The sequence below is a fragment of the Priestia sp. TGN 0903 genome, from assembly GCF_050846855.1.
Lineage (GTDB): Bacteria > Bacillota > Bacilli > Bacillales > Bacillaceae_H > Priestia > Priestia zanthoxyli.
Genome location: NZ_JBOZGL010000008.1, coordinates 30,610 through 55,255 on the forward strand (window position 1 = coordinate 30,610; position 24,646 = coordinate 55,255).

At 37.8% G+C, this 24,646-nt stretch carries 28 protein-coding genes; 14 read left to right on the plus strand and 14 right to left on the minus strand.

The window, feature by feature from the left end; translation table 11 throughout:
• Positions 1–250 precede the first annotated feature (250 nt).
• From serC to ACRPLY_RS22400, 4 genes are all read left to right on the plus strand, one after another.
• The gene (gene serC / locus ACRPLY_RS22385) at positions 251–1,348 is read left to right on the plus strand and encodes a 3-phosphoserine/phosphohydroxythreonine transaminase (protein ID WP_034327445.1); all 1,098 of its coding nucleotides are present in this window, start codon (positions 251–253) and stop codon (positions 1,346–1,348) included.
• A 124-nt stretch (positions 1,349–1,472) separates the two neighbouring features.
• Positions 1,473–2,003: a tryptophan transporter gene (locus ACRPLY_RS22390; RefSeq protein ID WP_028412555.1), complete on the plus strand. Its 531-nt coding sequence runs from the start codon at positions 1,473–1,475 to the stop codon at positions 2,001–2,003.
• A gap of 538 nt (positions 2,004–2,541) precedes the next feature.
• The gene (locus tag ACRPLY_RS22395; protein ID WP_028412556.1) at positions 2,542–2,937 is read left to right on the plus strand and encodes a YtxH domain-containing protein; all 396 of its coding nucleotides are present in this window, start codon (positions 2,542–2,544) and stop codon (positions 2,935–2,937) included.
• 113 nt (positions 2,938–3,050) lie between these two features.
• On the plus strand, positions 3,051–3,647 hold the full coding sequence (locus tag ACRPLY_RS22400) for an HTH-type transcriptional regulator Hpr (protein ID WP_014461677.1): 597 nt from the start codon (positions 3,051–3,053) through the stop codon (positions 3,645–3,647).
• A gap of 3 nt (positions 3,648–3,650) precedes the next feature.
• Here the strand turns inward: ACRPLY_RS22400 and ACRPLY_RS22405 are convergent, their stop codons facing one another.
• A complete protein-coding gene (locus tag ACRPLY_RS22405) occupies positions 3,651–3,995 on the minus strand; it encodes a DUF1878 family protein (RefSeq protein WP_013081673.1) in 345 nt (114 codons plus the stop codon).
• Between the two features lie 476 nt (positions 3,996–4,471).
• Between ACRPLY_RS22405 and ACRPLY_RS22410 the strand changes: the two genes are divergently transcribed.
• On the plus strand, positions 4,472–4,651 hold the full coding sequence (locus ACRPLY_RS22410; RefSeq protein WP_013055312.1) for a hypothetical protein: 180 nt from the start codon (positions 4,472–4,474) through the stop codon (positions 4,649–4,651).
• Between the two features lie 35 nt (positions 4,652–4,686).
• On the opposite strand, the gene ACRPLY_RS22415 is transcribed toward ACRPLY_RS22410, so the two are convergent.
• A complete protein-coding gene (locus ACRPLY_RS22415; RefSeq protein WP_016762974.1) occupies positions 4,687–4,782 on the minus strand; it encodes a YjcZ family sporulation protein in 96 nt (31 codons plus the stop codon).
• A gap of 36 nt (positions 4,783–4,818) precedes the next feature.
• Positions 4,819–4,908, minus strand: a complete 90-nt coding sequence (locus ACRPLY_RS22420) for a YjcZ family sporulation protein (protein WP_074682953.1) — start codon at positions 4,906–4,908, stop codon at positions 4,819–4,821.
• Positions 4,909–5,215: 307 nt separating this feature from the next.
• Here ACRPLY_RS22420 and ACRPLY_RS22425 point away from each other — a divergent pair, with 307 nt between their 5' ends.
• A complete protein-coding gene (locus ACRPLY_RS22425; protein WP_013055311.1) occupies positions 5,216–6,139 on the plus strand; it encodes a peptidylprolyl isomerase in 924 nt (307 codons plus the stop codon).
• 42 nt (positions 6,140–6,181) lie between these two features.
• Here the strand turns inward: ACRPLY_RS22425 and ACRPLY_RS22430 are convergent, their stop codons facing one another.
• The 4 genes from ACRPLY_RS22430 to ACRPLY_RS22445 all read right to left on the minus strand — a co-directional run bounded on the left by ACRPLY_RS22430 (position 6,182) and on the right by ACRPLY_RS22445 (position 9,986).
• Entirely contained in the window at positions 6,182–6,364 is a 183-nt protein-coding gene (locus ACRPLY_RS22430; RefSeq protein WP_013055310.1) for a sporulation YhaL family protein, read from the minus strand.
• Between the two features lie 65 nt (positions 6,365–6,429).
• Positions 6,430–7,371, minus strand: a complete 942-nt coding sequence (gene yhaM / locus ACRPLY_RS22435) for a 3'-5' exoribonuclease YhaM (protein ID WP_013055309.1) — start codon at positions 7,369–7,371, stop codon at positions 6,430–6,432.
• A gap of 469 nt (positions 7,372–7,840) precedes the next feature.
• Positions 7,841–9,094 (minus strand): ABC transporter permease, encoded by a 1,254-nt coding sequence (locus tag ACRPLY_RS22440; protein ID WP_098999425.1) that lies wholly within the window; start codon positions 9,092–9,094, stop codon positions 7,841–7,843.
• Positions 9,087–9,986 (minus strand): ABC transporter ATP-binding protein, encoded by a 900-nt coding sequence (locus ACRPLY_RS22445; RefSeq protein ID WP_028412559.1) that lies wholly within the window; start codon positions 9,984–9,986, stop codon positions 9,087–9,089. The genes ACRPLY_RS22440 and ACRPLY_RS22445 overlap by 8 nt, the downstream gene beginning before the upstream one ends.
• A gap of 141 nt (positions 9,987–10,127) precedes the next feature.
• On the opposite strand from ACRPLY_RS22445, the gene ACRPLY_RS22450 reads away from it, so the two are divergent.
• The gene (locus ACRPLY_RS22450; protein WP_028412560.1) at positions 10,128–10,313 is read left to right on the plus strand and encodes a YhzD family protein; all 186 of its coding nucleotides are present in this window, start codon (positions 10,128–10,130) and stop codon (positions 10,311–10,313) included.
• A gap of 40 nt (positions 10,314–10,353) precedes the next feature.
• Here the strand turns inward: ACRPLY_RS22450 and ACRPLY_RS22455 are convergent, their stop codons facing one another.
• The 6 genes from ACRPLY_RS22455 to ACRPLY_RS22480 all read right to left on the minus strand — a co-directional run bounded on the left by ACRPLY_RS22455 (position 10,354) and on the right by ACRPLY_RS22480 (position 16,531).
• The gene (locus ACRPLY_RS22455) at positions 10,354–10,626 is read right to left on the minus strand and encodes an HU family DNA-binding protein (RefSeq protein ID WP_013055305.1); all 273 of its coding nucleotides are present in this window, start codon (positions 10,624–10,626) and stop codon (positions 10,354–10,356) included.
• A gap of 112 nt (positions 10,627–10,738) precedes the next feature.
• The gene (locus ACRPLY_RS22460; protein ID WP_028412561.1) at positions 10,739–11,542 is read right to left on the minus strand and encodes an enoyl-CoA hydratase; all 804 of its coding nucleotides are present in this window, start codon (positions 11,540–11,542) and stop codon (positions 10,739–10,741) included.
• A gap of 6 nt (positions 11,543–11,548) precedes the next feature.
• Complete coding sequence (locus ACRPLY_RS22465; protein ID WP_432232117.1) at positions 11,549–13,162, minus strand: long-chain fatty acid--CoA ligase; 1,614 nt, start codon at positions 13,160–13,162, stop codon at positions 11,549–11,551.
• A 114-nt stretch (positions 13,163–13,276) separates the two neighbouring features.
• Positions 13,277–14,779, minus strand: coding sequence for a coproporphyrinogen III oxidase (locus ACRPLY_RS22470; RefSeq protein WP_182029536.1), 1,503 nt, complete (start codon positions 14,777–14,779; stop codon positions 13,277–13,279).
• Positions 14,780–15,123: 344 nt separating this feature from the next.
• Positions 15,124–16,002, minus strand: a complete 879-nt coding sequence (locus ACRPLY_RS22475; protein ID WP_028412564.1) for a Cof-type HAD-IIB family hydrolase — start codon at positions 16,000–16,002, stop codon at positions 15,124–15,126.
• Between the two features lie 178 nt (positions 16,003–16,180).
• Positions 16,181–16,531, minus strand: coding sequence for a YlbF family regulator (locus ACRPLY_RS22480; protein WP_013055299.1), 351 nt, complete (start codon positions 16,529–16,531; stop codon positions 16,181–16,183).
• Between the two features lie 187 nt (positions 16,532–16,718).
• Here ACRPLY_RS22480 and ACRPLY_RS22485 point away from each other — a divergent pair, with 187 nt between their 5' ends.
• The 7 genes from ACRPLY_RS22485 to ACRPLY_RS22515 all read left to right on the plus strand — a co-directional run bounded on the left by ACRPLY_RS22485 (position 16,719) and on the right by ACRPLY_RS22515 (position 24,109).
• Positions 16,719–18,065: a YheC/YheD family protein gene (locus tag ACRPLY_RS22485; RefSeq protein WP_047751684.1), complete on the plus strand. Its 1,347-nt coding sequence runs from the start codon at positions 16,719–16,721 to the stop codon at positions 18,063–18,065.
• The gene (locus tag ACRPLY_RS22490) at positions 18,062–19,141 is read left to right on the plus strand and encodes a YheC/YheD family protein (protein WP_049162846.1); all 1,080 of its coding nucleotides are present in this window, start codon (positions 18,062–18,064) and stop codon (positions 19,139–19,141) included. Before ACRPLY_RS22485 ends, ACRPLY_RS22490 begins: the two co-directional genes overlap by 4 nt.
• A gap of 4 nt (positions 19,142–19,145) precedes the next feature.
• Complete coding sequence (locus ACRPLY_RS22495; RefSeq protein ID WP_028412567.1) at positions 19,146–20,495, plus strand: YheC/YheD family protein; 1,350 nt, start codon at positions 19,146–19,148, stop codon at positions 20,493–20,495.
• A complete protein-coding gene (locus ACRPLY_RS22500) occupies positions 20,492–21,652 on the plus strand; it encodes a YheC/YheD family protein (RefSeq protein WP_432232118.1) in 1,161 nt (386 codons plus the stop codon). Before ACRPLY_RS22495 ends, ACRPLY_RS22500 begins: the two co-directional genes overlap by 4 nt.
• Positions 21,653–21,718: 66 nt before the next feature.
• Complete coding sequence (locus ACRPLY_RS22505; protein WP_028412569.1) at positions 21,719–21,928, plus strand: YheE family protein; 210 nt, start codon at positions 21,719–21,721, stop codon at positions 21,926–21,928.
• Between the two features lie 29 nt (positions 21,929–21,957).
• Positions 21,958–22,860: a PucR family transcriptional regulator gene (locus ACRPLY_RS22510; protein WP_033580652.1), complete on the plus strand. Its 903-nt coding sequence runs from the start codon at positions 21,958–21,960 to the stop codon at positions 22,858–22,860.
• A gap of 139 nt (positions 22,861–22,999) precedes the next feature.
• Positions 23,000–24,109 carry an ABC transporter ATP-binding protein gene (locus tag ACRPLY_RS22515; protein ID WP_025752961.1) on the plus strand — a complete coding sequence of 370 codons (1,110 nt, stop codon included), beginning with the start codon at positions 23,000–23,002 and terminating at the stop codon, positions 24,107–24,109.
• A 23-nt stretch (positions 24,110–24,132) separates the two neighbouring features.
• Here the strand turns inward: ACRPLY_RS22515 and ACRPLY_RS22520 are convergent, their stop codons facing one another.
• Positions 24,133–24,375: a hypothetical protein gene (locus ACRPLY_RS22520; RefSeq protein WP_154974279.1), complete on the minus strand. Its 243-nt coding sequence runs from the start codon at positions 24,373–24,375 to the stop codon at positions 24,133–24,135.
• Positions 24,376–24,646: the final 271 nt, after the last annotated feature.

Genomic DNA, 24,646 nt, shown 5'->3' on the forward strand with positions numbered 1-24,646 from the left:
GTTCCTCCACATTATTTCTTCCATCAGTATAGCATATAAACATTTCTTTTACATGTTTACCAAAACATGTTTACGTATACTTTTTATTTATCTTTTTTCTATTATTTTCTCTTTACAGATTAATTTAAATTTTTGAAAAGTTACCTCCACAACTAAGAGTTTTCATGATAGTATAATGATATTCTTTCTGACATCAGTCATTAGCCATTTTGTATGATGAGTGTTCGAACTAATTTGAGGAGGAATTAATGTGATTACGTTAAACAGAGCTTATAATTTTAATGCAGGTCCATCTGCGCTTCCCCTACCTGTCTTACAACTTGCTCAAGAGGAGCTAGTTAACTTCAAAAATACAGGTATGTCTGTGATGGAATTATCACATCGCAGCAAAGAGTTTGAAGATGTATTAACACATGCTAAAGAAACACTAACGGAATTGCTTAATATTCCAGATACACATGAAATTTTATTCCTGCAGGGCGGAGCAAGCCTGCAATTCTCTATGATTCCAATGAACTTTTTAGCTCCTGATCAAGTGGGGGCATATGTGCTAACGGGATCATGGTCAGAAAAAGCGTTAAAAGAAGCAAAGAAACTTGGAAAAACAGCAGTGGTTGCTTCTACTAAAGAAGAGAACTACAGCTCTATTCCAGCTTTAGATGATATAAAGCTTCCAAAAGAAGAGATTGGGTACTTGCATATCACGTCCAATAATACCATTTTTGGTACACAATGGGCTGACTACCCTTCTATTGAAGGAGTAGACTTAATTGCTGACATGTCAAGCGACATTCTTTGCCGTCAAATTGATGTATCTAAGTTCTCACTCATTTATGCTGGTGCTCAGAAAAACCTCGGACCATCTGGTGTAACAGTTGTCATTTTGAAGAAAGAATTGCTTAAACGTATCCCTGAAGGTTTACCAACAATGCTGAACTATGAGACTCACGTAAAGAGCAATTCTCTTTACAACACTCCTCCAACGTTTGGTATTTATATGCTTTCACTTGTTTTAGATTGGATTAAAGAACAAGGGGGCGTTAAAGCCATTGAAGCTCAAAATCATAAAAAAGCTAAGTTACTCTACGCAAGCATGGAACGTTCAAACGGTTTCTATACTCCTCACGCTACAGAGGAAAGCCGTTCAATTATGAATGTCACGTTTACTTTACCAAACGATGAGCTAACGGCTGAGTTTTTACAGCAAGCAAAAGAAAAAGGCTTTGTAGGATTAGCTGGACACCGTTCAATCGGCGGATGCCGCGCTTCTATTTACAATGCTGTGCCGCTTGAAGCGTGTGAAGCTCTTGCCGTCTTTATGGATGAATTTGCGCAGGCAAACGCGTAATTGGCAGAATTAGCTGATTCTTTTTTCACATAAATATGTTATAATCAGTATGTAAATATATGCAATGGGCATAGACGCACTATTGGTATATTTCGAGCTTAGCTTAGAAGAGGAGAGATGAGAAATGAATACAAAAGTTTTAGTTTCTTTAGCGTTATTAGTCGGAATTGGAGCGGTTCTCCACACGGTGGTACCTCCTATTTTATTTGGAATGAAGCCAGATATGATGTTAACAATGATGTTTTTAGCAATCCTGTTGTTTCCTAGCGTAAAAAATGTTGCATTGGTTAGCTTAACCACAGCAGTTATTTCTGCTTTAACAACAAGCTTTCCTGGCGGACAAATTGCAAACTTGATTGATAAACCAATTACAGCATTTGTTTTCTTTGCATTATTTATGCTTGTGAAAAAAGCAATAGGCATGAAAACACCAGTTGCTGCTGCTTTAACAGCTGTTGGCACGCTCGTATCAGGAACCGTATTCTTGTCAGCTGCCGCGCTAATCGTCGGCTTACCGGGTGGAAATAGCGTCATGGCACTTGTTGCTGCGGTTGTATTACCTGCAACAGTAGTAAATACAATCGTTATGGTCGTTATTTATCCAATTGTTCAATCCGTTCTAAAACGCACAAGTATCAAAGCAAAATTATCGTAACGTCAAGAGCCTGATTTAATTAAGAATCAGGCTCTTTTTTTACACCAAAAGCTAAGGCCCGCCAAAGCGTGGCGGACCTTTAGATAAAACGGTTCATTTATAGTATGTTGCTGATCTTTTAGAGACAGCCTACGGTTCTTTTGTTTAAAAAGAAATGGTACAGGATGCTTTTCACTTAAATTTCATTTGCAGCTCATACAATAGGTATGAAGACTTACTATGTAATAAAGGTTTAAGTTCCCCATCCTAGGTTACATAATAAAGTATAAGCGCCAATAAAAAACTCGCAAAAGCCACTGTCGCACATGTAAGAGACTTTTGTTTAAGTACGTGTTTAGGTGGATATGATGCCGTTCTAGTCGTAAGGCTAAACCATTTAAAAGCAGCGAGAAAAAAACTCAGGCTAATCATCAAAAGAATGAATAAAGCTATCCCATGTTGATAACCTCCTTCTTTTGTATAAATCTATGCTATTTTTTTATGATTATGTCAGAAGGAAGTGTTAGCAATTACTTTACTACATAGGAGGAAATAAATAATGAGTAGAATGAAAAAACTAGCAGCTGGAGCAGCAATCGGAAGCACCGTAGCCGCTATTACAACGCTTCTTATTACTCCATATTCAGGACGAGAACTTAAACAGCGTGTCAGTTCTCGAAAAGACCGAGTTAACGCTTCACAACAAGAGCTCTCAACAAAAATAAAAGCTGTTTCTCAACAAGTACAAATGACCGCCAGAGAAGGAAATACTATAGTGAAAAATATCGCAAGTGACCTTTCTACTACCCTTGGTCAGTTTAAAGAAGAAATTGTCCCTCATAAGGAATCCATTCAGCATCATTTGAAAGAAATCCAAAATTCTTTGTCAAACCTAGAGGAACATGTACAGACAACTAAAAATCCCAATGAAAAAATTGACAAAAAAGAAGGTTAAAGCGCCTTCTTTTTTAATTTTTTAAAATTTTGTAAATTTACATCTTTATAATTTTTTATTTTATTGGCATAATAGAAGATAAATAAAAAAAGAGACTAAGTAGGTGGGAGAAGATGAAAAAGACTAGTGATCAGGATTACAGTTTGAAAGAAGCACTTCTATTTAGCCAACGTATTGCCCAATTAAGTAAAGCCCTTTGGAAAACCGTAGAGAAGGATTGGCAGCAATGGATTAAGCCTTATGACCTTAATATTAACGAGCATCATATTTTGTGGATTTCATATCATTTAAACGGGGCTTCCATTTCCGAAATTGCCAAGTTTGGAGTTATGCATGTTTCTACTGCATTTAACTTCTCCAAAAAACTAGAAGAACGAGGTTTACTTGAGTTTTCTAAAAAAGAAAGCGACAAGCGAAATACGTACATTCAGCTGACAGATAAAGGCGAGGCCATTTTACTGGATTTAATGGAACATTACGAACCTTCTAATAATTCAGTATTCAGCGGCGCACTTCCGTTGCGCGACTTGTACGGCAAATTCCCTGAGTTTATGGAACTAATGACCGTCATCCGCAAAATTTACGGTGAAGATTTTATGGATATCTTCGAGCGATCTTTCCATCATATCGAAGAAGAATTCACTGAAGAAGATGGCAAGCTTGTCAAGAAAGATAAAGAGAACCACCAGGAGACTATTTCAAACTCTTAATGGTTAGTCCCTTATCCATTGAATAATTTCAAAAAATTCATTCATCACATCTTGATAAGAAGGTTGATAACGAAGCGATTCGACCGTCTCTCTAGGAGTTAATTTATAATTCAGCATACCAACAAATTGTGTAAGAAGCGGAACAAAGTCTGTTAGGCCTTCCGCTTTTTGCTCAATATATTCGTTTTTTGTATCTTCACACAGAATTAAAATTTCCTCTACTTCCTTCTTTGTAAGCTGATTTCTTACCACTAAATCAATAAATGGTTTAGCTTCTTGTTCAGATGTCCCAGATAACAGTTTTATGTAATATTCTAAACGTGATACTCGAGATTCTAAAGTTTCCATCCGCTTCCCCTACTCCTTCAACGTTCATATATCTCTACTCCATATTGTACATGATTCATTCATGTTCTTCCAAATAATTCTTTCTTCGTCAATCACATTTCCTGTTTGAGTAGCACCGTATAAAGATTTTCATATACTGATTATGTACTCACTGCATATATTAATATAAATCCCTCTGTCCTTTTTAACAATCCTTTTGCACAATGGCTGATTGTTACTCATTTCTTATCCATTCACTTTGCTATTTCGTTTAAAACCTATTTCTCAACTTCTTAACTACCCTTTATAAAATAAAAACCGCATTTCTGTGTAAATACCTTTTGAAATTCTTTGTTCAACCGTATATATAACTATCTATTTTACCGCTTTTTTGGTAATGTTAATATAGATATTTGTAAATTCATACAAAGCTGTACTATATAAATGACTATAAGACTTTTTGTCTTCGTCACACTGATTTTGTTAGGGGGATTTTTATGTACATATTCTTTATTGTATTTGCACTATTCATTTTATTCTACATCAATGCACTAACAAATACATTGTGTATTCAAAAAGAAATTCCAGCTGAAAAACAGCCTAAAGTTTTTCGTACGATTAATGTATTAATTACCATTTTATTAGTTTCATCTTATATTGAAGTATCATTTACATAAAAAACGGTGAGATGTCTCACCGCTTTTTTATAGGCTTAGCAAAAACAGCTAGCGCCGATGATAACTAATAAGATGAATAATACGACTAATAGAGCAAATCCACTGCCGTATCCGCATCCGTAAGAACCCATATCTATCGCCCCTTTCCTTTTATATTCATCTGTTTCCTAGTGGTAACATGCACAACCAACAATGACTAATAAGATAAACAGTACAACTAATAGTGCAAAACCGCCTCCATATCCGCATCCGCTCATTTGAGCACCCCCTTTGTTTACTAATACTGCATCTTATGCATCAGCTCAAAAAACGTCTAGGCTTTTAGCCCAAACTCCATAATTTATTTCTCTTGCTTCTCGTTTGGAGATTACTCTGTGAGTTTGTCCACCATTTTGAAAACGCTTTATAAAAAAGCCATCATAAGCGTATAATCACTCCATGCTTAGTGGAAAATAAATGTAAATTTACGTGGTTTTAACTTCATTTGCTAACATCAGGAAATGTGATATAGTAAATCTTGAGTCAAGCTACATAAGTAAAAATGATGAGTAGGAGTGTTTACGTATGAAAAAAAGCTTAGTTGCACTAACAACGGCAGCCAGCCTCGTTGCTTTATCAGCATGCAGTGGGGGAAATGATGCTTCAAATGCAAACGATTCTTCAAAAGTAATTGTAGAAACAAAAGCAGGCAATATCACTCAAGGTGATTTGTATAAGCAAATGAAAGATACAATCGGACAAGACCAATTTAATACACTCGTACGAAGCGTTACCGAAGAAAAAGTATTGAGTAAAAAATATAAAGTAACGGATAAAGAGCTTGATCAGCAGCTGAACATTCTAAGAGAACAATACGGTGATCAGGTGGATTCAGTTATTAAGCAAAAAGGCGAAAAAGAAGTCAAAGATATGCTAAAAGTTGATATTCTCCGTGAAAAAGCTGCTACGGCAGGCATTAAGGTATCGGACAAAGAACTGAAAAAAGCTTATGATGAATATAAAGCTCAAAAACCTCAAATTCGCGCAAGTCATATTTTAGTAAAAGACGAAAAGACAGCAAACGAAGTAGAAGCGAAAATCAAAAAAGGCGAGGACTTTGCTAGTCTAGCAAAAGAATATTCAACGGATCAGCAGTCTGCAGCTAACGGCGGCGATTTAGGCTACTTCGGTGAAGGCCAAATGGTTAAAGAATTTGAAGAAGCGGCTTACAAGCTGAAAAAAGGTGAAGTAAGTAAACCAATCAAAACAGAGTACGGCTACCATATCATTAAACTAGTCGATAAAAAGAAAGTAGAATCGTTTGAGAAAAAGAAACCCGAACTTGAGCAGCAAATCAAACGTTCAAAAGTAGATCAAGCAGAAGCGAACAAGAAGATTCAAAAAGAGCTTGATAAAGCAAAAGTGGAAGTCAAAGATAAAAATGTAAAACCAATTTTCGAAGAAGGTGCGACAGATAGTCAATCTGGCGTAGAAACTCCTCAGCAGTAATGCTAAGAGCCTGTCACTCATGTGACAGGCTCTTTTATATAATCAGATAGAATCGCTGTTGCGTCTTTCTTTTTCCACTTGCATTCTTTCGATGAAGACTTGTCCCTCTTTTTCAATAAACGAATCATCCACTTGCTTATCATGTTGTGCAGCACGAATTGCCATAAATCCACTAAAGAAAATGCCTGCTACAACTAAATAAATCCAAATTGGTAGTGTCACCATATATTGATCCCCCATCACAGTTATTTACAACCACTATATGCGAAGGAAGAAAGACTTATACCTTTTTAATCAATCGTTGGTTTATAAAATGAACGATTATCAAGTGCAAAAATACGCTCTGTAAATTCACCAGGCTTCACTTTTGTTAATGCTCGGTCCAGCATATTCATTTTAGCGTCTACATTGTCAATCAAATGAAGCATCTCAGCCTCTTTAATTAACGGCTTTTTCGGACTTCCCCACTCTTCCTTACCGTGATGCGATAATACAAGGTGCTGAAGAAGCATGACCTCTTCTCCTTCAATCGCTAATTCTTCCGCCGCTTTTCCAATTTCATTCACCATAATCGAGATATGGCCAAGCAAGTTCCCTTCGACTGTGTATATCGTCGAAACAGGACCTGAAAGTTCAAATACTTTGCCAAGGTCATGAAGAATAACTCCAGCATACAGCAAGTCGCGGTTTAAGCTTGGATAAAGGGTTGAAAATGACTCAGCCAGCTTCAGCATAGACACCACATGGTAGGCAAGCCCCGATACAAACTCATGGTGATTTTTAGTTGCTGCCGGATATTCTAAAAATTCCGTTTGATATTTTTTAAACAAATGGCGAGTAATGCGCTGGACATTTGAATTTTTCATTTCAAATATACTCTTTGTAATATGTTCCACCATTTCTTCTTGAGATAAAGGCGCCACTTCTAAAAAGTCAGATGTGCGCACTCCGTCTTGGGGCTGCGCAGGACGAATGTTGCGTATTTTCAGCTGGTTGCGCCCGCGGTAATTCATTACTTCTCCAGCAGCTCGCACAATCTTTTGAGCAGCATAATTTTCCTCGTCATCTGGGGATGCATCCCACAGCTTGGCTTCAATATCACCTGTTTTATCCTGTAGGATTACCGTTAAAAATGGTTTTCCATTGCTTGCAATTCCTCTCGTTGAGGATTTAATTAAAAAATAAAGATCAACTTGCTCTCCTACTTCGTATTGAGCAATTCCTTTTGTCATGCCCTTTTCCTCCTTACCACTTCATTCTATGTATTTGATAGCAAAGCTCTTATCGCTTCGTCCGCTTATTTACAGCTCTTTACATTTCATTTTACCATCGCTTGGCACCGAATGCACGGGTAGACGCTTTTTCATAAGAGATGAGATTATGACACAACAAAATCAATACATTCTAAAGACAAACAGATTGGATAAAGGAGCTAGTATGAATCGCTTGAGGCACCGCTGTTGATTTCCGTGCAAGACTTCTCTTTCCGGCAGCCGCTGAGCCTCCTCGTCGCTTCCGCTTTCTCCGCAGGAGTCTTCGTCTTGCTCTCCAATACACAGCTAGAAACAACTACATACATGCAAACTATGGTCACCATACCAATAAAAAAATCCGGACGAGTTGGATTCTCCATCAAGAATCTAGATTGTTCGTCCGGACCTCCCTTCAACTAATCTACTTTTGTCTCAGCCTCTCACTTCTTTATGTTTCTTTTTTCGTTAACTGCAGCGCCTTTTTAATATCTTTAAAAGAGGTAGATTGACCATACATAAGGACTCCTCCTTTATACACACGGGCACCAAATATAGCTAAAGCAGTAATCGTCACAACCAAAATCCCTATCGATACACTCACTTCCCACATAGGAACATTTAACATACCTACACGCAAAAACATAATCATCGGAGCAAAAAACGGGATAAAAGATGTGACCGTAATGATTGTGGTTTCAGGATCACCAAGTCCAAACATAGCAATTAAAAAAGCGGCCACAATCACAAGGGTCATGGGCGTAATCATTTGCTGTACATCTTCAATACGGCTTACAAGAGAACCTAAAAAAGCCGCGAGCGTAGCAAAAAGAAAGTACCCTAATATGAAAAAGACAAATGCATACACGAATGTAGTCAGCGGAACATCATTAAATCCGAGATAAGAAAAGATGCCGTTATGATTTGTTTCCACACTGGCTTTTAACGATGTGTAGCCCACGCTCAGTATCACTGCAAGCTGTGTTAAGCTGAGCAGTGCAATTCCAATAATTTTAGCAAACATTTGTGTAATAGGTGATACGCTCGATACAAGGATCTCCATAACGCGGGATGATTTTTCAGTAGCTACTTCCATCGCAATCATGCTCCCATACATGATAACGGCAAAATAAATAACAAACAGCAGAACATACACAAGACCTCTTGCTTGATTTAGCTCTTGTTCTGTTTTGGCATTTTCAACTAACGCTTCTTTTTCAAATGAAACAGGGCTGTAAAGCTGATCAATTTGCTTTTCTTCTAAACCAATTTTCACTGTAGCCATAGCCACTTTTGTTTGCTGTACCGCCTGTTCTAAGGTAGACGAAAGATTTGATTCGGCCAAAGAGTTAGCTTTGTACACAGCTTGAGGCAGCTGCTTATCGTTTAAAGATAAAAGTAAATAGCTATCGAGCTGCCCGCTTTTTACCGCTTGCTTTGCCTTAGCCTCAGACGTAAATTCTTTTAAATGAATGTCTGAATCCATAGCATTTACATTTTGTTTGAACAACGTATATACGCTTTCCACTTCATAGATGACACCCACATTTGTGCCATTATCGTCTGAATTAAAAACGTCGATAATTTTCTCCATATTTGTAAGAGCAACTAGAATAAGAGCAGTAATAATCGTCGTAATAATAAAAGATTTTGTTTTTAATTTATTAAGATATGTATGAAAAACGATGACCCAAAATTTATTCATAGGAAGCACCTACCTTTTCAATAAAAATATCATTTAATGAAGGCTCTTCCACTGCAAATTTAGATACAAATGAAAAATGTTTAAGTTCTTGAAAAATGAGTTGCGATACGGATTCATGCTGAATTTGAACAATCATGCCTTCAACCGTTTTTTTCACCTTTACAACACCTTCAAGCTCCGTAATTCTCTCAAACGGACCTTTCCCATGTATAATGACGTTTTTCTTGCCAAATGAACGCTTGATCTCCGGCAGTCTTCCATATACAACAGGCGTACCATGATGCATAATACATAAATATTCACAAAGTTCTTCCACATGTTCCATTCGATGACTTGAAAAAACAATCGTCGTCCCGCGTTTTTTCAAATCAAGTACCGCTTCTTTTAGTACCTCTACGTTTACAGGATCCAAGCCGCTAAAAGGTTCATCTAAAATAAGCAGCTCGGGACGATGAATAACGGAAGCGATAAATTGAATTTTTTGCTGATTTCCTTTGGATAGCTCTTCTACTTTTTTTGAAGCATATTGAGGAATATTAAATCGAGATAACCAGCGCTCCATTTCTTGCAGCACGTTAGCTTTTTTCATCCCGCGCAGCCGTCCTAGATAAACAAGCTGATCTTTGACTTTTAATTTCGGATATAATCCCCTTTCTTCTGGAAGGTAACCAACTAGATGGCTTCTACTGTAAGTTAAAGATTTATCATTCCATTGGATGTGACCTGAGGTTGGTTCAATGAGCCCTAAAATCATTCGAAACGTCGTTGTTTTGCCAGCACCGTTTGCACCTAAAAAACCAAACACTTCACCCTTTGGAATTTGCAAGGATAGTTCATTTACAGCTGTAAATTCACCGTACCTTTTTGAAACTTCACGGATAGAAAGAGACATTTAATTCCTCCTTTGTAAATAAACCTATGTTTATTGTATGGAAAAAAATGATATCTGTAAACCTTAGCAGGATTTAGAGGAATAAGACGAGAAATATGTTGAATACGCTTACAATTATACTATAAGAGGAGAGTAGATTTTATGAGTACTTATACATTAACCGCTTTTGAAAAGACTGGAGAAAAATTAATAGATGAAAGCTTCGAAGCAGCTTCTGAAACAGAAGCAAAGACAATCGGCACCAAAAAGTTAGAAGAGCTTGCCTACTTAGAAAAAACACATCGATGCGTTAGCTCTAGCGGAAAACTTGTATTATTTCATCGTTAATACAAAACGCCGGAAAGGTTTAGCTTTCCGGCGTTTTATATTACTTTACAGCTTCTTTTAGTTCTTTACCAGCTTTAAATGCCGGTACTTTTGATGCTGGAATTTGCATTTCTTCACCCGTTTGAGGGTTACGGCCTGTACGAGCAGCACGCTCGCGTACTTCAAATGTACCGAAGCCGATTAACTGAATTTTTTCACCTTCACCTAGCGTTGATGAAATTGTTTCTAGTAATGCGTCAACTGCTTTAGATGCATCTGCTTTTGTTAACTCTGATTTTGTTGCCACTGCGTTTACTAAATCTGTTTTGTTCATTTCCAATCACCTCATTAGTTTCTACATTATCTTGTGTTACCACTGTTTTGCAACTTTTAAACATGCTCTATCAATATGATAGACAAAAATATTGGCTTTTAAACTAGTTCACTTAATTTTCGGAAATATCTTTTTCACTTTGATTAAAAACAGGCGCTCGCTTTTCCAGAAACGCACGTACACCTTCCTTATGATCCGAACTTTGGCTCATAGCAAACTGACTTCTTTTCTCAAGCGCAAGCACTTGCTTTAATTGTGAAATAGATGTCTCCACATAAATTCGCTTTGTTTCCTTCAAAGCACGTGAAGGTTTTTTTAGCCAATATGAGAGATAATCTTCTACACGCTTCGCCAAATCTCCTTCTTTTATTTCATCAATTATGCCAAATTGATGAGCTTCCTCTGCTTTTAATGTCTTTCCTTCCCAAATCAGCTGTTTCGCACGATGAGAACCGATGCGCTTTTCTAGTAAAAAGTGACCGCCTCCGTCTGGAATTAGAGCAATGCCGATAAAGTTCATCGCAATTTTCGTGTGTCTTTCTGCAATAATATAATCAGAAGCAAGCGCAATGCTGAGCCCTAGCCCTGCTGCCGCACCGTGCAGTACACTTATCGTCATTTGAGGCAGGCTGTATAAAGTCAGCACGGCTTCATTAATTAAATCCATCACCTGCTCAAAACGTTCTGATTGTGAAGGTGACATCATCATATTAATATCTCCCCCTGCTGAAAACACTTTTCCGTTTCCTTTTACTACTAAGAAGTCCACTTCACTTTCTTCGACAACTTTTAAACATTGAATAAACTGCTCTAGCACTTCTTCGTTTAATGCATTTAACGCATCCGGCCTGTTAAACGAAATTGTGGCGACACGCTCTTGCAAAACTAGTTCTACTACTTTTAATTCGACGGTCATATTTACTCACCCTTTCTGATAATGATTGAGGACTTGTTCACGAAGCGTACGTTTTAAAAACTTTCCGACCGTTGTCTTTGGGATTTCATCCATAAATAAAATGTCATCTGGAAGCCACCATTTTGCGAACTGCGGCGCTAAAAATTTGAGCAGCTCTTCTGACGAAACGACACCTTTATATGCATCTTTTAACACGACACAAGCAACTGGACGCTCTTGCCACACCTTATGAGGGACTGCTATGACACAGGCTTCGAAAACAGATTCATGGGCAATCAGCGCGTTTTCTAGATCAACCGATGAAATCCATTCTCCTCCGCTTTTAATTAAATCTTTTGTTCGGTCTACAATTTTGATCGTTCCCTCTTCGTCAACCGTCACAATATCTCCCGTATACAGCCAGCCGTCTTTAAACGTATCTTCTGTTCTTTTATCCTTGTAATATTCAGAAGCTACCCATGGCCCCTTTAGTAATAGCTCACCCATTTCCACTCCATCCCAAGCAACTTCTCCATTTTGACCTATTACTTTCATTTCAACGCCAGGAACTAAGAAACCTTGCTTCGCTTTTACGCTGAGCTGATACTCAGGGTCTTCGCTGTACTGATAGCTTTTTAAGCGGGAGACGGTTACAACAGGGCTTGTTTCCGTCATTCCGTATGCATGCATAAATTCAATTTGATATTTTTCCTGAAATTCTCGAATGACGCTTTTTGGGGCCGCTGATCCGCCGCATAAAATAGCCCGCAAACTATCAACTGCGTAAGGCTTTTTTTCTAACTCTTGTAAAAAATTTAACCAAACGGTAGGTACTGCTGCAGCAAGAGTTACTTTCTCTTGTTCAATGAGAGAGGCAATCGTCTCTGAGGTACAAAAAGCACCCGGCAGCACGAGCTTTGTTCCAAACCAGACCGCAGCAAAAGGAATTCCCCATGCATTTACATGAAACATTGGAACGATAGGCATAGCGGTATCACCTTCTGATAATCCAGCACTATCAGCAAGCCCTAGCGCCATACAGTGTAAATAAATAGCGCGATGAGAATATACAACGCCCTTTGGCTCTCCTGTAGTAGCAGAGGTATAACAAAGACCTGCTGGTTCTTCTTCGCTTAAATCTTGAACAAAGGAATGCGATGCATCCCCTTGCTGAATCCAATTTTCGTAATGATACACTGGCAACTCTGTTTCTGGCAGCTCACCTTCATCTGACATAAGGATATAGGCTTCAACATGTGGAAGCCTTTGATGAATGCTTTCAAATAAAGGTAAAAAGCATTCATCAAGTAAAATGACTTTATCGCGTGCATGGTTAATGATGTATACAATTTGCTCAGAATCTAACCGGATATTAATTGTGTGAAGCACAGCGCCTATTCCCGGTACAGCAAAATAAGCCTCCAGATGTCTATGATGATTCCATGCAAACGTTCCGACTCTTTCTCCTCGCTTCACTCCAATTCGTTCTAGCATACTAGAGAGCTGCCGAGTCCGTTTTATTAACTGATTATAAGTTAAACGTTGAATCCCTTTTGAAGATTTAGAAATCACTTCTTTTTTACCAAACAGCTTTTCAGCTCTTTCCATCATAGATGGTACGGTTAACTGTACATTCATCATTAAGCGGCACCTCGCATCGTCATAATAAGAAAACGCTTACAACTTTCTTATATATTCAACAGATTCCGACATTTCCCTGCTGAAAATAAAAAAGATCACTAAAAAGTGACCTTTTTATTTCCTAAACAATTCATCTAAAATCTTGAGTTTCTCTTGCGTATAGTGCTCGAATCCATCGTTGTACGATTTTGGGTCTTTTGGATTCGCAAACCTTGTAATAATGCCTGTTTCTGGATGCACGAACTTACTGGATGCCCCGCACCCAAGGCCAATAATCGTCTGCTTTTCTTCCATGATCATAATATTGTACAGGCTCTCTTGACCAGGGAATGAATATCCAACGTTCTCTAAATTACCTAAAATATTTTTTTGGCGATATAAATAATAAGGTTCATATCCTTGTTCTTGAGTCCACTCAGTCGCTAAATCCATCATTTTACCAATTTCATAGCGATCTGCTACTTTGTATTTCCTTTTATTTTGAGTCATTTCCGACGCGCGTTTAAACGATAGCGTATGAACAGTTAAAGATTCAGGAAGCAATTTTTTAGATTCGTCTAGCGTATGCTGAAATTCTTCTACACCTTCATTTGGAAGCCCAATAATTAAGTCCATGTTAATGTTATTCATCCCCATTTTTCGAGAAAGATGAAATTTATCAATCGTTTCTTCAACTGTATGATGACGTCCAATAGCTTTTAAAGTTTCTTGAATATAAGACTGCGGATTTACACTAATCCGGTCAATATTCCATTTGTTCAAAACAGCTAGCTTTTCTTCCGTAATCGTATCGGGTCTTCCTGCTTCTACCGTAATTTCACGGATATTTTGTACATCAGGGAACGATTCATACATCTCTTCATACAGCATGTCCATTTCTTCAGCGGTAATGCTCGTTGGTGTGCCTCCGCCATAATAGACGGTTGTAATCTTGACATCATTGTCTTTTAACCATTTCCCTACTTCACGCATCTCATAATGCAAGCCGCCTAAAAATGACGTAACGGATCCTTGACGTCCGTTAATCGCATAGGCTGGGAATGTACAGTATGCACACTTCGTCGGACAAAACGGAATGCCTATATAAATGCTTACCTCGTTCTTTAACTCATGTAAATCGGGAATAGCTGCTAGTTGACGATCCACAATATGCTGCATTAAATTAATTTTGTCATCAGTGATTAAATATTCTTCCTTTAGCTCACGATGTGCTTGTTCTTTACTTTTGCCTGACTGCAGTTTCATATGAAGCAACTTCGTTGGACGTATACCGGTTAAAATACCCCATTTTTGAACAATGTTTGTATACTCCTGCAACACAGATAAGTAGACGCGAAGCACCACATTTTTTATTTGCTTAAATTTTTCTTTTTCTGTTTCATACGGCGTAAACGATTTAGAAAGCTCTTCTGTAAACACCTTGTCCGTTGCAGCATCATGCAGCACTGCTTTCGCATAAATTTCTTCATGAACTTTTAGCTCTACTTCGACCTTGAGCTGAGCTTCGTTATCATCCTCAAAGGAGACGTTGCTTTCTTCAAAAAACAAATCTGAAATTCGGTGAAGCGGACGTAAAAAACGCTCATCTTCTATACCTTTTATATAAATGTTCAATATAATCACCTTTCAAATCAATTCTATCTAAGTAATCAGTTTACAAAACCTACGTATGTCCGGTCAAGGTGCTCAGCTCAAGGGAATATGCGGACAGGAAACAAACGGAAAAAGAAATTGAGCCATAATTACATTAATTCAACCTACAGACGAACAAATGGGACAAATAAGCTCATATGAATTGCTTGTTACACTTCTGTTGATTTATGCAGGAGTCTTCGCCTTGCCCTTCAATCAACAGTTAGAAACAGCTACATACGTGAAGCTGAAGTTTATCTTACCAATGAAAAAAATCCGAACGAGTTGGATTCTTCGTTCGGATTTCCCTTCAACTAACATACTTTTATTTATTTTAAACGAAAGCTGTCAATTTGATGAAGATAACCAAGACGCTGCTGCTTTCTAAATAATTCTTTCACCATATATGCTACACCATTTTCATTATTAGAACGAGTAACCCAATCCGCAAGCATTTTTAATTCCGTTGGTGAATTACCCATGGCCACACCCATTCCCGCATGTTCAATCGTTTCTACATCATCATAGCAATTTCCAATGGCTACTACGTCTTCCATCGGTATCCCTAGACGATTTGCTACATAACGAACGCCGGCAGCTTTTGTGGCTCCTTTTGGCGTAATATAACATCTATTTTCATTTGGATACGAAAACCATTCAATATCCGGAACTGCACTGGCAATTGTTTGCTCAGCGTATTCTTTTTCTCTACGATCTGCAAAATACACTTCTATTTTTGGAGTAGAAACAGGTTCATCACGAAGCGTATCTCCTAATGAATCTACGAACTGCACGGGATAAAAGAGCGGTTCTCCCGTTTTTAACACGCTTTTAGCTACAATATTATTAGGAAGCTTTACACGATTTCCAATTGAAAACCTTTCATGCAAAATGCGGACATGACAATTAAAATTTTCAAAAAGCTGAATGAGATTAAATGTTTTTTCCTCGCTAATTCTCTTATCTAGTATCGGTTTGTCTATCGATGTTCCGATAAAGGCACCGCTATGAGTAATGAGCATTGCTGGATGAACTTTAAGTGATCGAGCAATTTTTTTAGCAGACGGAAAATGCCTGTTTGTTACTAACGTAACGTAAACCCCTTTATTTTTCACAAATTGAATTGCGTCTTTCGTTTCTTTTGTAACGCGCCCTTGGCTATTTAAAATGGTTCCATCAATATTCAACGCTAGCAATCGATAAGCCATATGAGAACCCCTTCTTTCATAGATGTCTAATCCGTTAGGATACGGTTATAAATGACCTTTTCATGATGGTCGGCATGTGTAGCCTTGTTACTAAGCTTATGCGCAGAACTGCACAATTAGAAGGAATTTCCGCATAAAAAAGAGGAAAAGATTTCTCTTTTCCTCTTTTCTCTATCTCTTATTCAGCCGCACCGTAAAGTTCTTCAAGTGGCTTCATGATAATTTTGTTTAATTCACCAATTACCATGCTCATACGTTGCTCAGCTTCCATTAGCTTCGCGATATTTTGATCTTGTTGAACGATTGCAACTGTTTGTTGAGCTTGCTGAACTTCTTCTTCAGTGATCTCTTGGCCCATCATTTGCTTTTGTTGCAGCTCCATTTGCATTGTACGGAAACGCTCAAATAATTGTTTTGAACCTTGATCAGCGTTTACTGCTGCATATAAGTTTTTTAAGTTTGTGTAATCGTCGCTTTGACGAATTGCTTTTTCTAAATCATTTGCTACATCATGTAAGTTTACAGACACGTTAAGTTCCTCCTAATTCAGTTCTATAATTTCTTGACTTCCCTAACTATAACAAATTATTATATAAAATTCAGCTTAAGACCTTTATTTTCTCAGAAAACGATAAATTCTCTTCACAGATTGGGCTAATTCCTCATAGTATATATCAGCATTCGCCTACTAAAGGAAAGAAAAAGAGGATTCGTTTATGAATACTTTTACCATTTCTCTAAAACCACTAGAGAACCATATGAGCGACGACATTTACATTAGTTCTGCTCTGTTCTCACGCGTGAAATGCAAGCACGAGTTTACGTTAACAGTAGGCTCCATCACGAAAGAAGTCAAAGCCACTGTTTTTCAGCATCGAGAATGCTGCTTCATGATGTCGGAAGCTCTATTTGCAGACTTTTGCTTTCCGTATGAAACGCATCAGCTGAGAGGCATTTACGAAGAGAACACGTTTAGGATGGGACCCGTGATTAGCATCGTAACAGAAGTTCGAGAAGATGAAGAACCCTTTGGCTCCATTTCTGTATTTTGTAAGGAATTTGTTCAAGCTTGCAAGGAGTTAGGGTGTTTTTGCTATGTGAGCAAATTGAGCGACGTGAAGTCATTGTCCCCTAAAGGATATGTTTATCGCGGTGATCGATGGGTTTATTCAGACGTTCCCTTTCCGGGAATCGTACACAACCGGATTCATGCCAGGAAAACCGAGCAAAGCGCTGATTTTCAAACCTTTAAAACATTTTTGAAAGAGCATGACGTTCCTTTCTTTAACGCACGCTACTTAAATAAATGGACGGTTTTTCAACAGCTTAAAGATGTTGTACACTTGCTTCCATATTTGCCAAAAACGTATCAGCTTCGTTCACGTCAAGATCTTCTTGACGCTTTGGAACTTCATGACGATGTTTTTCTGAAGCCTGTTCATGGTAGCCAAGGAAAAAATATTTTTAAAATTTCAAAGAAAGAGAAGTATATTTTAGACTATACAACGTTTACACAGACGTATGAAAAAGAATATGAATCTCTCTATGACTTATTTGAAACGCTTTATAGTCAATTAAAAAGGCAAGGATTTCTCATCCAAGAAGGAATTTCACTGCAGACATACAAACAGTGCCCTTTTGATTTCCGCATTCTCTGTCATAAAAAAGACGACTTGACGTGGAAAATCACGTCCATTGTCACACGTGTATCAAAACCCGGCAATTTCGTCTCAAATCTTGCTCGTGGAGGGGATATTCATCCTCCTCAGCAAGTTTTAACTCAGCTCTATGATTCAAAAACGACGCGCCATATCCTTTCACTTTTAAAAGAGATTGCGATTGAAATTTGCACACAGCTTTCTCACCCGTCTGAACTTTATGCAGAATTTGGTATTGATTTAGCGATTGATCAAGAAGGAAAGCCTTGGATTATTGAAGTAAATGTCAAACCTTCCAAACAATTAGATTCAAGCGCTTCCTCTGTTCGTCCCTCAACAAAAGCACTGCTTGATTATTGTCTGCATGCAACGAATTTTCAATTTGCCAAGGAGGATTTACGATGATTTCATTAGGCTTTTTAACGATTCACCCACAGCAAGAAGTGGAGTATGTGACCGAAATTGCTAAACATGCTTCTGAGTTTTCAATTGAAATATACCGTTTTACTCCTTTTAACATTCATCCTAACACCGAAAATATTGAAGGCTTCCGCTACGATTTACAACAAAAGAAATGGATAGAAGATTCCTTTTTACTTCCTTCGTTTATTTACGATCGCTGCTTTTATCGAAAAGACTCGCTGTCTAATAAGGCTCGCCCTATTGTAAACTGGCTTAAACAGCGGGAAGATGTTACATTTTTAGGCCATGGATTGCCCAATAAGCTAGATGTCTATGAAGCCATTAAAAAAGATAGCTATTTATCTTCATATATTCCTCCTACCACTCCAATCGAAAGTGTAGAGCAGCTTGTTCAGCTGCTTCGAACAAACGATAGCCTAATGATTAAGCCTGCCAACGGCTCACAAGGTAAAGGAATTGTGAAATTAAGACAGCGTGGACGTGAAATTGAAGCTTCTTATCAACAAAATGACATTGTAAACACCATTCTATTTTCCTCTTTTCAGGAGTTTAAGAACTGGTTTACGAAAACGGCCCGTGATGTATTGTATATTGCTCAGCCCCATATTTCATTTTTCCCTTATGAGCGCACTCCTTTTGATATAAGACTGCTATTACAAAAAGGAAACGATGGTGCTTGGAAAGAAATTGGAAGAGGAATTAGACAAGGTGAACGAGACTCCATCGTAACAAATGTAAGTTCAGGAGCCTCTATTGTACCTTTTGAGAACTTGCTGCCTCGCATCCCTCGCGTTCACCGTCAATATGTAATGGATGAAATCAACACCATTTGTAAAACGATTCCGTCCGTGCTGGAAAATCATTTTCCTTCTCTTTTTGAATTAGGTATTGATTTATGTATCTCGAGAGACTTCAGCATCTGGATTCTAGATTTAAATTCGAAACCAGGAAGAAAAATCGTAATGGAGACAGCTCCTGAACAAAAAGAAGTCATGTATAAAAATGTCCTGTCTTACTGCATCTATTTAGCTAACACACTATCGTATCGTAAGGAGTAATGCTATGAAAAAAACTCTTACTCGCCTTGTTGTAGTAGAGCAGCTAGGATGCGATCTTTCTGTTCCTGCATCTCTTTACAAAGACTCCTTGAAACAAGCAGCTTTTGGAACAATGACAGCTCCATGCCTTATACAATCTTCAGAATGTGAAGAAATTCAGATTTCAGCTGAGCTAATGACAAAACTGCAAATTCCTTTCGCTCATATGATGCACCCTATTATTGTGAATGAGACCATTCACTTAGGACCTTTAATTGGTGTGTTATCAGCTGGTTTTACTGGTTCTCTGCTGCGGCCAATTGGAAAGCGTTCCCTTCACTTAGCTAAACTTCTTTCTACTGCAAGTATAACAGGGGGACTTCCTTTTATTTTTGGAACTCATCATATCAACTGGGAAACCGGGACCATAAACGGCTATTTTTACGAGGAAAGCGGCTGGACACAGCATGAAGTCCCGCTTCCTAACGTTGTATATAACCGTTTGCCAAATCGAAAAACAGAGGGGTTAGCTCCTTTTAAGTTCATTAAAGAAAAGATGATGACTGATTACGGCATTCCATTTTTTAATCCTGATTTTTTCAACAAGTGGGAAATTCATGAGCTTTTAAAACTGAACGAGCAGACAGCCTATTTGTTACCTTACACGGTTGAAAGTCCTTCGTGTGAGCAAATAAAAAAACTTCTGCTTCTTCATCAAACCGTTTATTTAAAGCCGAAAAACGGAAGCTTAGGCCGCGGCATTTATACGCTAGCTTTTAAAGATTCCATGTACACGCTGACTTACAAAGGAGAAAAAGGTCTTCATGTTCAAGAAAAAGAAACCTTAGAGGAACTATTATCAGAATTTGAATATTTACTTACTAATCCTTCATACATTGCTCAGCAAGGTATTTCATTAATCAAAAAAGAAAAGCGCTGTGTAGACTTTCGCGTGCATACGAATAAAGACGGGAATAACCAATGGGTGCTTACTGCTCTAGCTGCTAAAGTAGCCGGTCCCAACAGCATCACTACGCATCTTGATTACGGCGGAGAAATTGAAGCTACAGCCAAAATATTCACTAACCCTTCTTACAAAAAAGAAATTGAAAATAAGCTAAAAGATGCCGCTATCTCAATTAGTCATATACTTGAACAGGAGTTGAACGGATTAATTGGAGAGCTTGGATTCGATTTTGGAGTGGATTATCAAGGAAACGTGTGGCTGTTTGAAGCTAACTCTAAGCCCGGTCGCTCTATTTTTTCACACCCTGCCTTACGAAAAGCGGATCAACAAACTAGAAAACTTTCTCTAGAATATGCGATTTACTTATCTGGATACTATCTAAATACACCTGAAGGCATCAGCATATGATTACAATTTACTATCACAAAGAAAAGCAGCAGTGGTTTCATAATAATCCTTCAGCATCTTACACATGGGGAGTTCAAGAAATTGAACTTCCCTTTACTCAAAGTATTTCTTCTACTCAAGCTTTTCTTCGTTTAAAAGGAGAAAAAGCAGGTCCTATTGTGGGAGTTTTAACGAACAAAGCTGTTTTGGAAAAACTGAATGTAAAACAGCGTCCTTTATTAGAACTCTTACATCATACCCTGCAAGAGAAAGGCGGGCTTCTTGCTTTATTCGCTGAAGAAACAATGTCTCATCACTTCTTTGAAGGGTATTGCTTTGACGGGGCAAAAAAGCAGTGGATCAAAACAACTTTGCCGCTGCCAAACGTTATATATAATCGTTATCCAGGAAGAAAATCAGAAACCAAAAAGCTGAAATCTTTACACAAAAAAATAAAAAGCAGGCACATCCCCCTTTTTAATTCCGCTTTTTTTTCAAAATGGAAAGTGTATCAGTTATTTTCAAAACATCCACTATTATCTTCTCACCTTCCTAAAACCTATCGTTTAACACCAGAAATTGATATTGCTAAGCTTCTGCAAAAACACTCTTCTCTTTATTTTAAGCCTATTAACAGCAGTAAAGGCGCTGGAATTTTCCGATTATCTTCCGATAAGCATACGATTATTTATCAAGATCATACACGCAAAGAAGAATTTTCTTCTTTACAAGCAATTGACCTTCCCAAGTCTGCTTATCTCATTCAAGAAGCAATTGAGACGCAGCCATTCAAAGACCGGCGCTATGACTTACGTATTTTAGCGCATCACAAAGATAGCCGGTATGTTATTAGCGGCGTCGGTATTCGACATAGTCCCTATCACTCCATTACAACACATACGTTAAACGGCGGAAGCATTTCACCTTCTCAAGATCTTGAAGATGAAGTAGATACTTCCTTTCTTTCGTCTTTTGTAAATACGTGCGGGCAAGTCCTTCAAAAGTCCTTCCCTCTCATTGAAGAATTTTCTCTTGATATGGCAAAGTCAGTCCAAGGTCATTATTATCTGTTTGAAGTGAATGCAAAACCGATGATTTTTGATGAAACAGACATTCAAACGCAAGGTGCTAAACACATATGCAACATATTTTACAAATTAACAAAATTTTTAGATTAAATGATTTTTCATCTCCTTTTCTCATGGTAAGCTTATAATAACTACTTGAGAAAGGAGATTTTCTTTATGGTTGCACATTTTCAGGTTAAACCACTGTATCAAAATAATCGAATGCCGGGCTGGCACATCTCGTTTTATATGAATCGGGTTTATTACGAGGCTGATTATTTAAAAGATGGACAAATTGTATGGAAAACTGCGCTTTCTAATCAAATAGATGAAACACAATTAATTGATTATATTCATGAGCTTATGCTTTTTCACGTTTATGAATAGTAAGCTTTCACCGAAGGGAACGAGCACAGATGAAACAGCTGCACACACTATTTGGGGATAAAATGATTAAGGCTAAAATCCCTTCTCAATTTGAACGATACAAATGGTTTTCATGTGATGAAGGCTTCATTGGAATTGAACACACGGCTTTGTCTCAAAAAGAGCAGGCATTACTTTCTGCTTTTTTAACGCCTTATGATGAGGAAGTTTCTTTCCTGACGCCAGAACAATTGTATTGGTCAAACCTGTTATTTAAAGCACCTGAAAAAGTCATTCACTCTCATCATACGCACCATTCTTTTCGCTTTACCCAGTTTTTAATTAAACGTTTGTTTGAACAAAAAATAGAGTTTGAAAATGCGCTTCACGCCTTGTATTCTACCTCGATTACTGTGTTGTGGATTGATAAACAATCAGGTATCGTTATCGAAACCTTTGATGATCCTAATGACTTAACTGAAAATTTATCAGATTCTATCGAGGTGCTATGTCATGATTTTGAAACTTCAATTCAGTTCTTTGAAGGACAAATTCACTTTTTTCCGTCTTCACCGCGATTAATTTTTGAGCGTGAAAAGAAATGGTTTTATCAAATTAAGCATACAGTCGAACAAAATCATGTTATCCATTTTACCGACGTTTTACCCCATTTGGTTCTGCAAGAGTCTTCAGAGGCAATCCAAAATCATATGATACATTTACTTGACTTAGTAAAAGATGATGGAGATCTTTTAGAAACGATTAAAGTTTATTTAGAATGTAATTTAAACGTATCTCTTGCTGCTAAGAATTTGTACATGCATCGCAACAGCTTGCAGTATAGAATTGAGAAATTTATTGATCGCACACACCTTGATATCAAACACTTCACAGGAGCTGTGTCTGCTTACTTAGCTATTCTTGCGTTAAAAAATTCGCAGGATAAAAAATAAAATGAAAGGGTTTTCGTAAATAGTGCACGAAAACTCTTTCTTTTTTTTGTGCATGTTTGCCATTTACCGTTTCATTAAAAAAAATTACACTAGAGTTAAGAAAACGGTTTCACAGAGTACATACAAGGGGGAAATGGAAATGGCTGAATTACGTTTAGAACATATTTATAAAATGTATGATAAAGATGTGACGGCGGTAAAAGATTTTAACCTTCACATTCAAGATAAAGAATTTATTGTATTTGTTGGGCCTTCAGGCTGCGGGAAATCGACAACGCTTCGTATGGTTGCAGGGCTAGAGGAAATTTCCAAAGGTGATTTTTATATTGACAGCAAGCGTGTAAATGACGTTGCTCCAAAAGATCGCGATATTGCAATGGTATTCCAAAACTACGCATTGTATCCTCATATGAGCGTATATGACAACATGGCTTTCGGCTTAAAACTTCGTAAATTACCAAAAGATGAAATCGAACGCCGCGTAAAAGATGCCGCTCGTATTTTAGGACTTGAGCAATACTTAGAGCGCAAGCCAAAAGCATTATCCGGCGGACAGCGTCAGCGTGTAGCTCTAGGTCGTGCAATCGTTCGTGATGCTAAGGTCTTCTTAATGGACGAACCTTTATCAAACTTAGACGCGAAATTACGTGTGCAAATGCGTTCTGAAATTGCGAAGCTTCACCAGCGTTTGGGTACAACGACAATTTACGTAACACATGACCAAACCGAAGCAATGACAATGGCTTCTCGTCTGGTTGTTATGAAAGATGGGATTATCCAGCAGGTTGGTACACCAAAAGAAGTATATGAAAAACCTGAAAATGTATTTGTAGGTGGGTTTATTGGTTCTCCTGCTATGAACTTCTTAACCGGAACGTTAAAAGACGGAAAGGTTCAAGTAGGCGATTCTCTTCTTGCAGTTCCGGAAGGTAAAATGAAAATACTTCGCGAGCAAGGATATTTAAATAAACAAATTATTTTAGGCATCCGACCTGAAGATTTCCATGATGAACCTGTATTTATTGAATCTTCACCCGGCACAAAAGTTACCATTAAAGTCGATGTATCCGAGTTAATGGGAGCTGAAACCATGCTTTATTCTAAACTTGGCGGACAAGATTTTGTAGCACGCGTAGATTCAAGAACAGATATTAAACCGCTTCAGTCTCTAGACTTAGCATTAGATATGAACAAAGCGCATTTCTTTGATGCAGAATCCGAACAGCGCATCCGTGCTGAACACGAATAAAAAAGACCCTTAGGGGTCTTTTTTTATTCCTGTATTTGCTTCAATTCCTCACTGTGACAAGTAGAGCAGTAAAAGAGATGAATACATTGGTGATTTGCTAAATCACTAAGATACCCATTTTCTACTTTTAACTGATCGATTTCCATGTAAGCACTGTAATCATCAAAATAATCGCTGACTTTTCCCATATCCCCTAGCACTTCTCCACATGCTTTGCACGTCATTTGTACATCACTAAACCCATTACATAAAGAACAAATCGACATCCGCACACCTCGCTTTACCTGATCAATATGTACCTATAATATGCACGGAATAAAACTCTCTTACTCTTTATCAAACTCCACACAAAATTTTCTATAAATTACCAATAAAATTCTATGTATATGTTTTTTTCCCTTTCGCCATAATACTAGTAACAACCGAGCACAACAGCTCGCAAACATTGAGTTACGCCGCGGTAGGCAAGCAGATCTAATCGATGCATCTGCTCGGCTGGTTCAACTCCAGCTAACTCAACCATTAAATCTATTTTAT

Excerpts from the sequence above, each read along its gene's own strand:
- ACRPLY_RS22390 (WP_028412555.1), top strand. The coding sequence starts at position 1,473 with ATGAATACAAAAGTTTTAGTTTCTTTAGCGTTATTAGTCGGAATTGGA.
- ACRPLY_RS22395 (WP_028412556.1), top strand. The coding sequence starts at position 2,542 with ATGAGTAGAATGAAAAAACTAGCAGCTGGAGCAGCAATCGGAAGCACC.
- ACRPLY_RS22400 (WP_014461677.1), top strand. The coding sequence starts at position 3,051 with ATGAAAAAGACTAGTGATCAGGATTACAGTTTGAAAGAAGCACTTCTA.
- ACRPLY_RS22405 (WP_013081673.1), bottom strand. The coding sequence starts at position 3,995 with ATGGAAACTTTAGAATCTCGAGTATCACGTTTAGAATATTACATAAAA.
- ACRPLY_RS22410 (WP_013055312.1), top strand. The coding sequence starts at position 4,472 with ATGTACATATTCTTTATTGTATTTGCACTATTCATTTTATTCTACATC.
- ACRPLY_RS22415 (WP_016762974.1), bottom strand. The coding sequence starts at position 4,782 with ATGGGTTCTTACGGATGCGGATACGGCAGTGGATTTGCTCTATTAGTC.
- ACRPLY_RS22420 (WP_074682953.1), bottom strand. The coding sequence starts at position 4,908 with ATGAGCGGATGCGGATATGGAGGCGGTTTTGCACTATTAGTTGTACTG.
- ACRPLY_RS22425 (WP_013055311.1), top strand. The coding sequence starts at position 5,216 with ATGAAAAAAAGCTTAGTTGCACTAACAACGGCAGCCAGCCTCGTTGCT.
- ACRPLY_RS22430 (WP_013055310.1), bottom strand. The coding sequence starts at position 6,364 with ATGGTGACACTACCAATTTGGATTTATTTAGTTGTAGCAGGCATTTTC.
- yhaM (WP_013055309.1), bottom strand. The coding sequence starts at position 7,371 with ATGACAAAAGGAATTGCTCAATACGAAGTAGGAGAGCAAGTTGATCTT.
- ACRPLY_RS22440 (WP_098999425.1), bottom strand. The coding sequence starts at position 9,094 with ATGAATAAATTTTGGGTCATCGTTTTTCATACATATCTTAATAAATTA.
- ACRPLY_RS22445 (WP_028412559.1), bottom strand. The coding sequence starts at position 9,986 with ATGTCTCTTTCTATCCGTGAAGTTTCAAAAAGGTACGGTGAATTTACA.
- ACRPLY_RS22450 (WP_028412560.1), top strand. The coding sequence starts at position 10,128 with ATGAGTACTTATACATTAACCGCTTTTGAAAAGACTGGAGAAAAATTA.
- ACRPLY_RS22455 (WP_013055305.1), bottom strand. The coding sequence starts at position 10,626 with ATGAACAAAACAGATTTAGTAAACGCAGTGGCAACAAAATCAGAGTTA.
- ACRPLY_RS22460 (WP_028412561.1), bottom strand. The coding sequence starts at position 11,542 with ATGACCGTCGAATTAAAAGTAGTAGAACTAGTTTTGCAAGAGCGTGTC.
- ACRPLY_RS22465 (WP_432232117.1), bottom strand. The coding sequence starts at position 13,162 with ATGATGAATGTACAGTTAACCGTACCATCTATGATGGAAAGAGCTGAA.
- ACRPLY_RS22475 (WP_028412564.1), bottom strand. The coding sequence starts at position 16,002 with ATGGCTTATCGATTGCTAGCGTTGAATATTGATGGAACCATTTTAAAT.
- ACRPLY_RS22485 (WP_047751684.1), top strand. The coding sequence starts at position 16,719 with ATGAATACTTTTACCATTTCTCTAAAACCACTAGAGAACCATATGAGC.
- ACRPLY_RS22490 (WP_049162846.1), top strand. The coding sequence starts at position 18,062 with ATGATTTCATTAGGCTTTTTAACGATTCACCCACAGCAAGAAGTGGAG.
- ACRPLY_RS22495 (WP_028412567.1), top strand. The coding sequence starts at position 19,146 with ATGAAAAAAACTCTTACTCGCCTTGTTGTAGTAGAGCAGCTAGGATGC.
- ACRPLY_RS22500 (WP_432232118.1), top strand. The coding sequence starts at position 20,492 with ATGATTACAATTTACTATCACAAAGAAAAGCAGCAGTGGTTTCATAAT.
- ACRPLY_RS22505 (WP_028412569.1), top strand. The coding sequence starts at position 21,719 with ATGGTTGCACATTTTCAGGTTAAACCACTGTATCAAAATAATCGAATG.
- ACRPLY_RS22510 (WP_033580652.1), top strand. The coding sequence starts at position 21,958 with ATGAAACAGCTGCACACACTATTTGGGGATAAAATGATTAAGGCTAAA.
- ACRPLY_RS22515 (WP_025752961.1), top strand. The coding sequence starts at position 23,000 with ATGGCTGAATTACGTTTAGAACATATTTATAAAATGTATGATAAAGAT.
- ACRPLY_RS22520 (WP_154974279.1), bottom strand. The coding sequence starts at position 24,375 with ATGTCGATTTGTTCTTTATGTAATGGGTTTAGTGATGTACAAATGACG.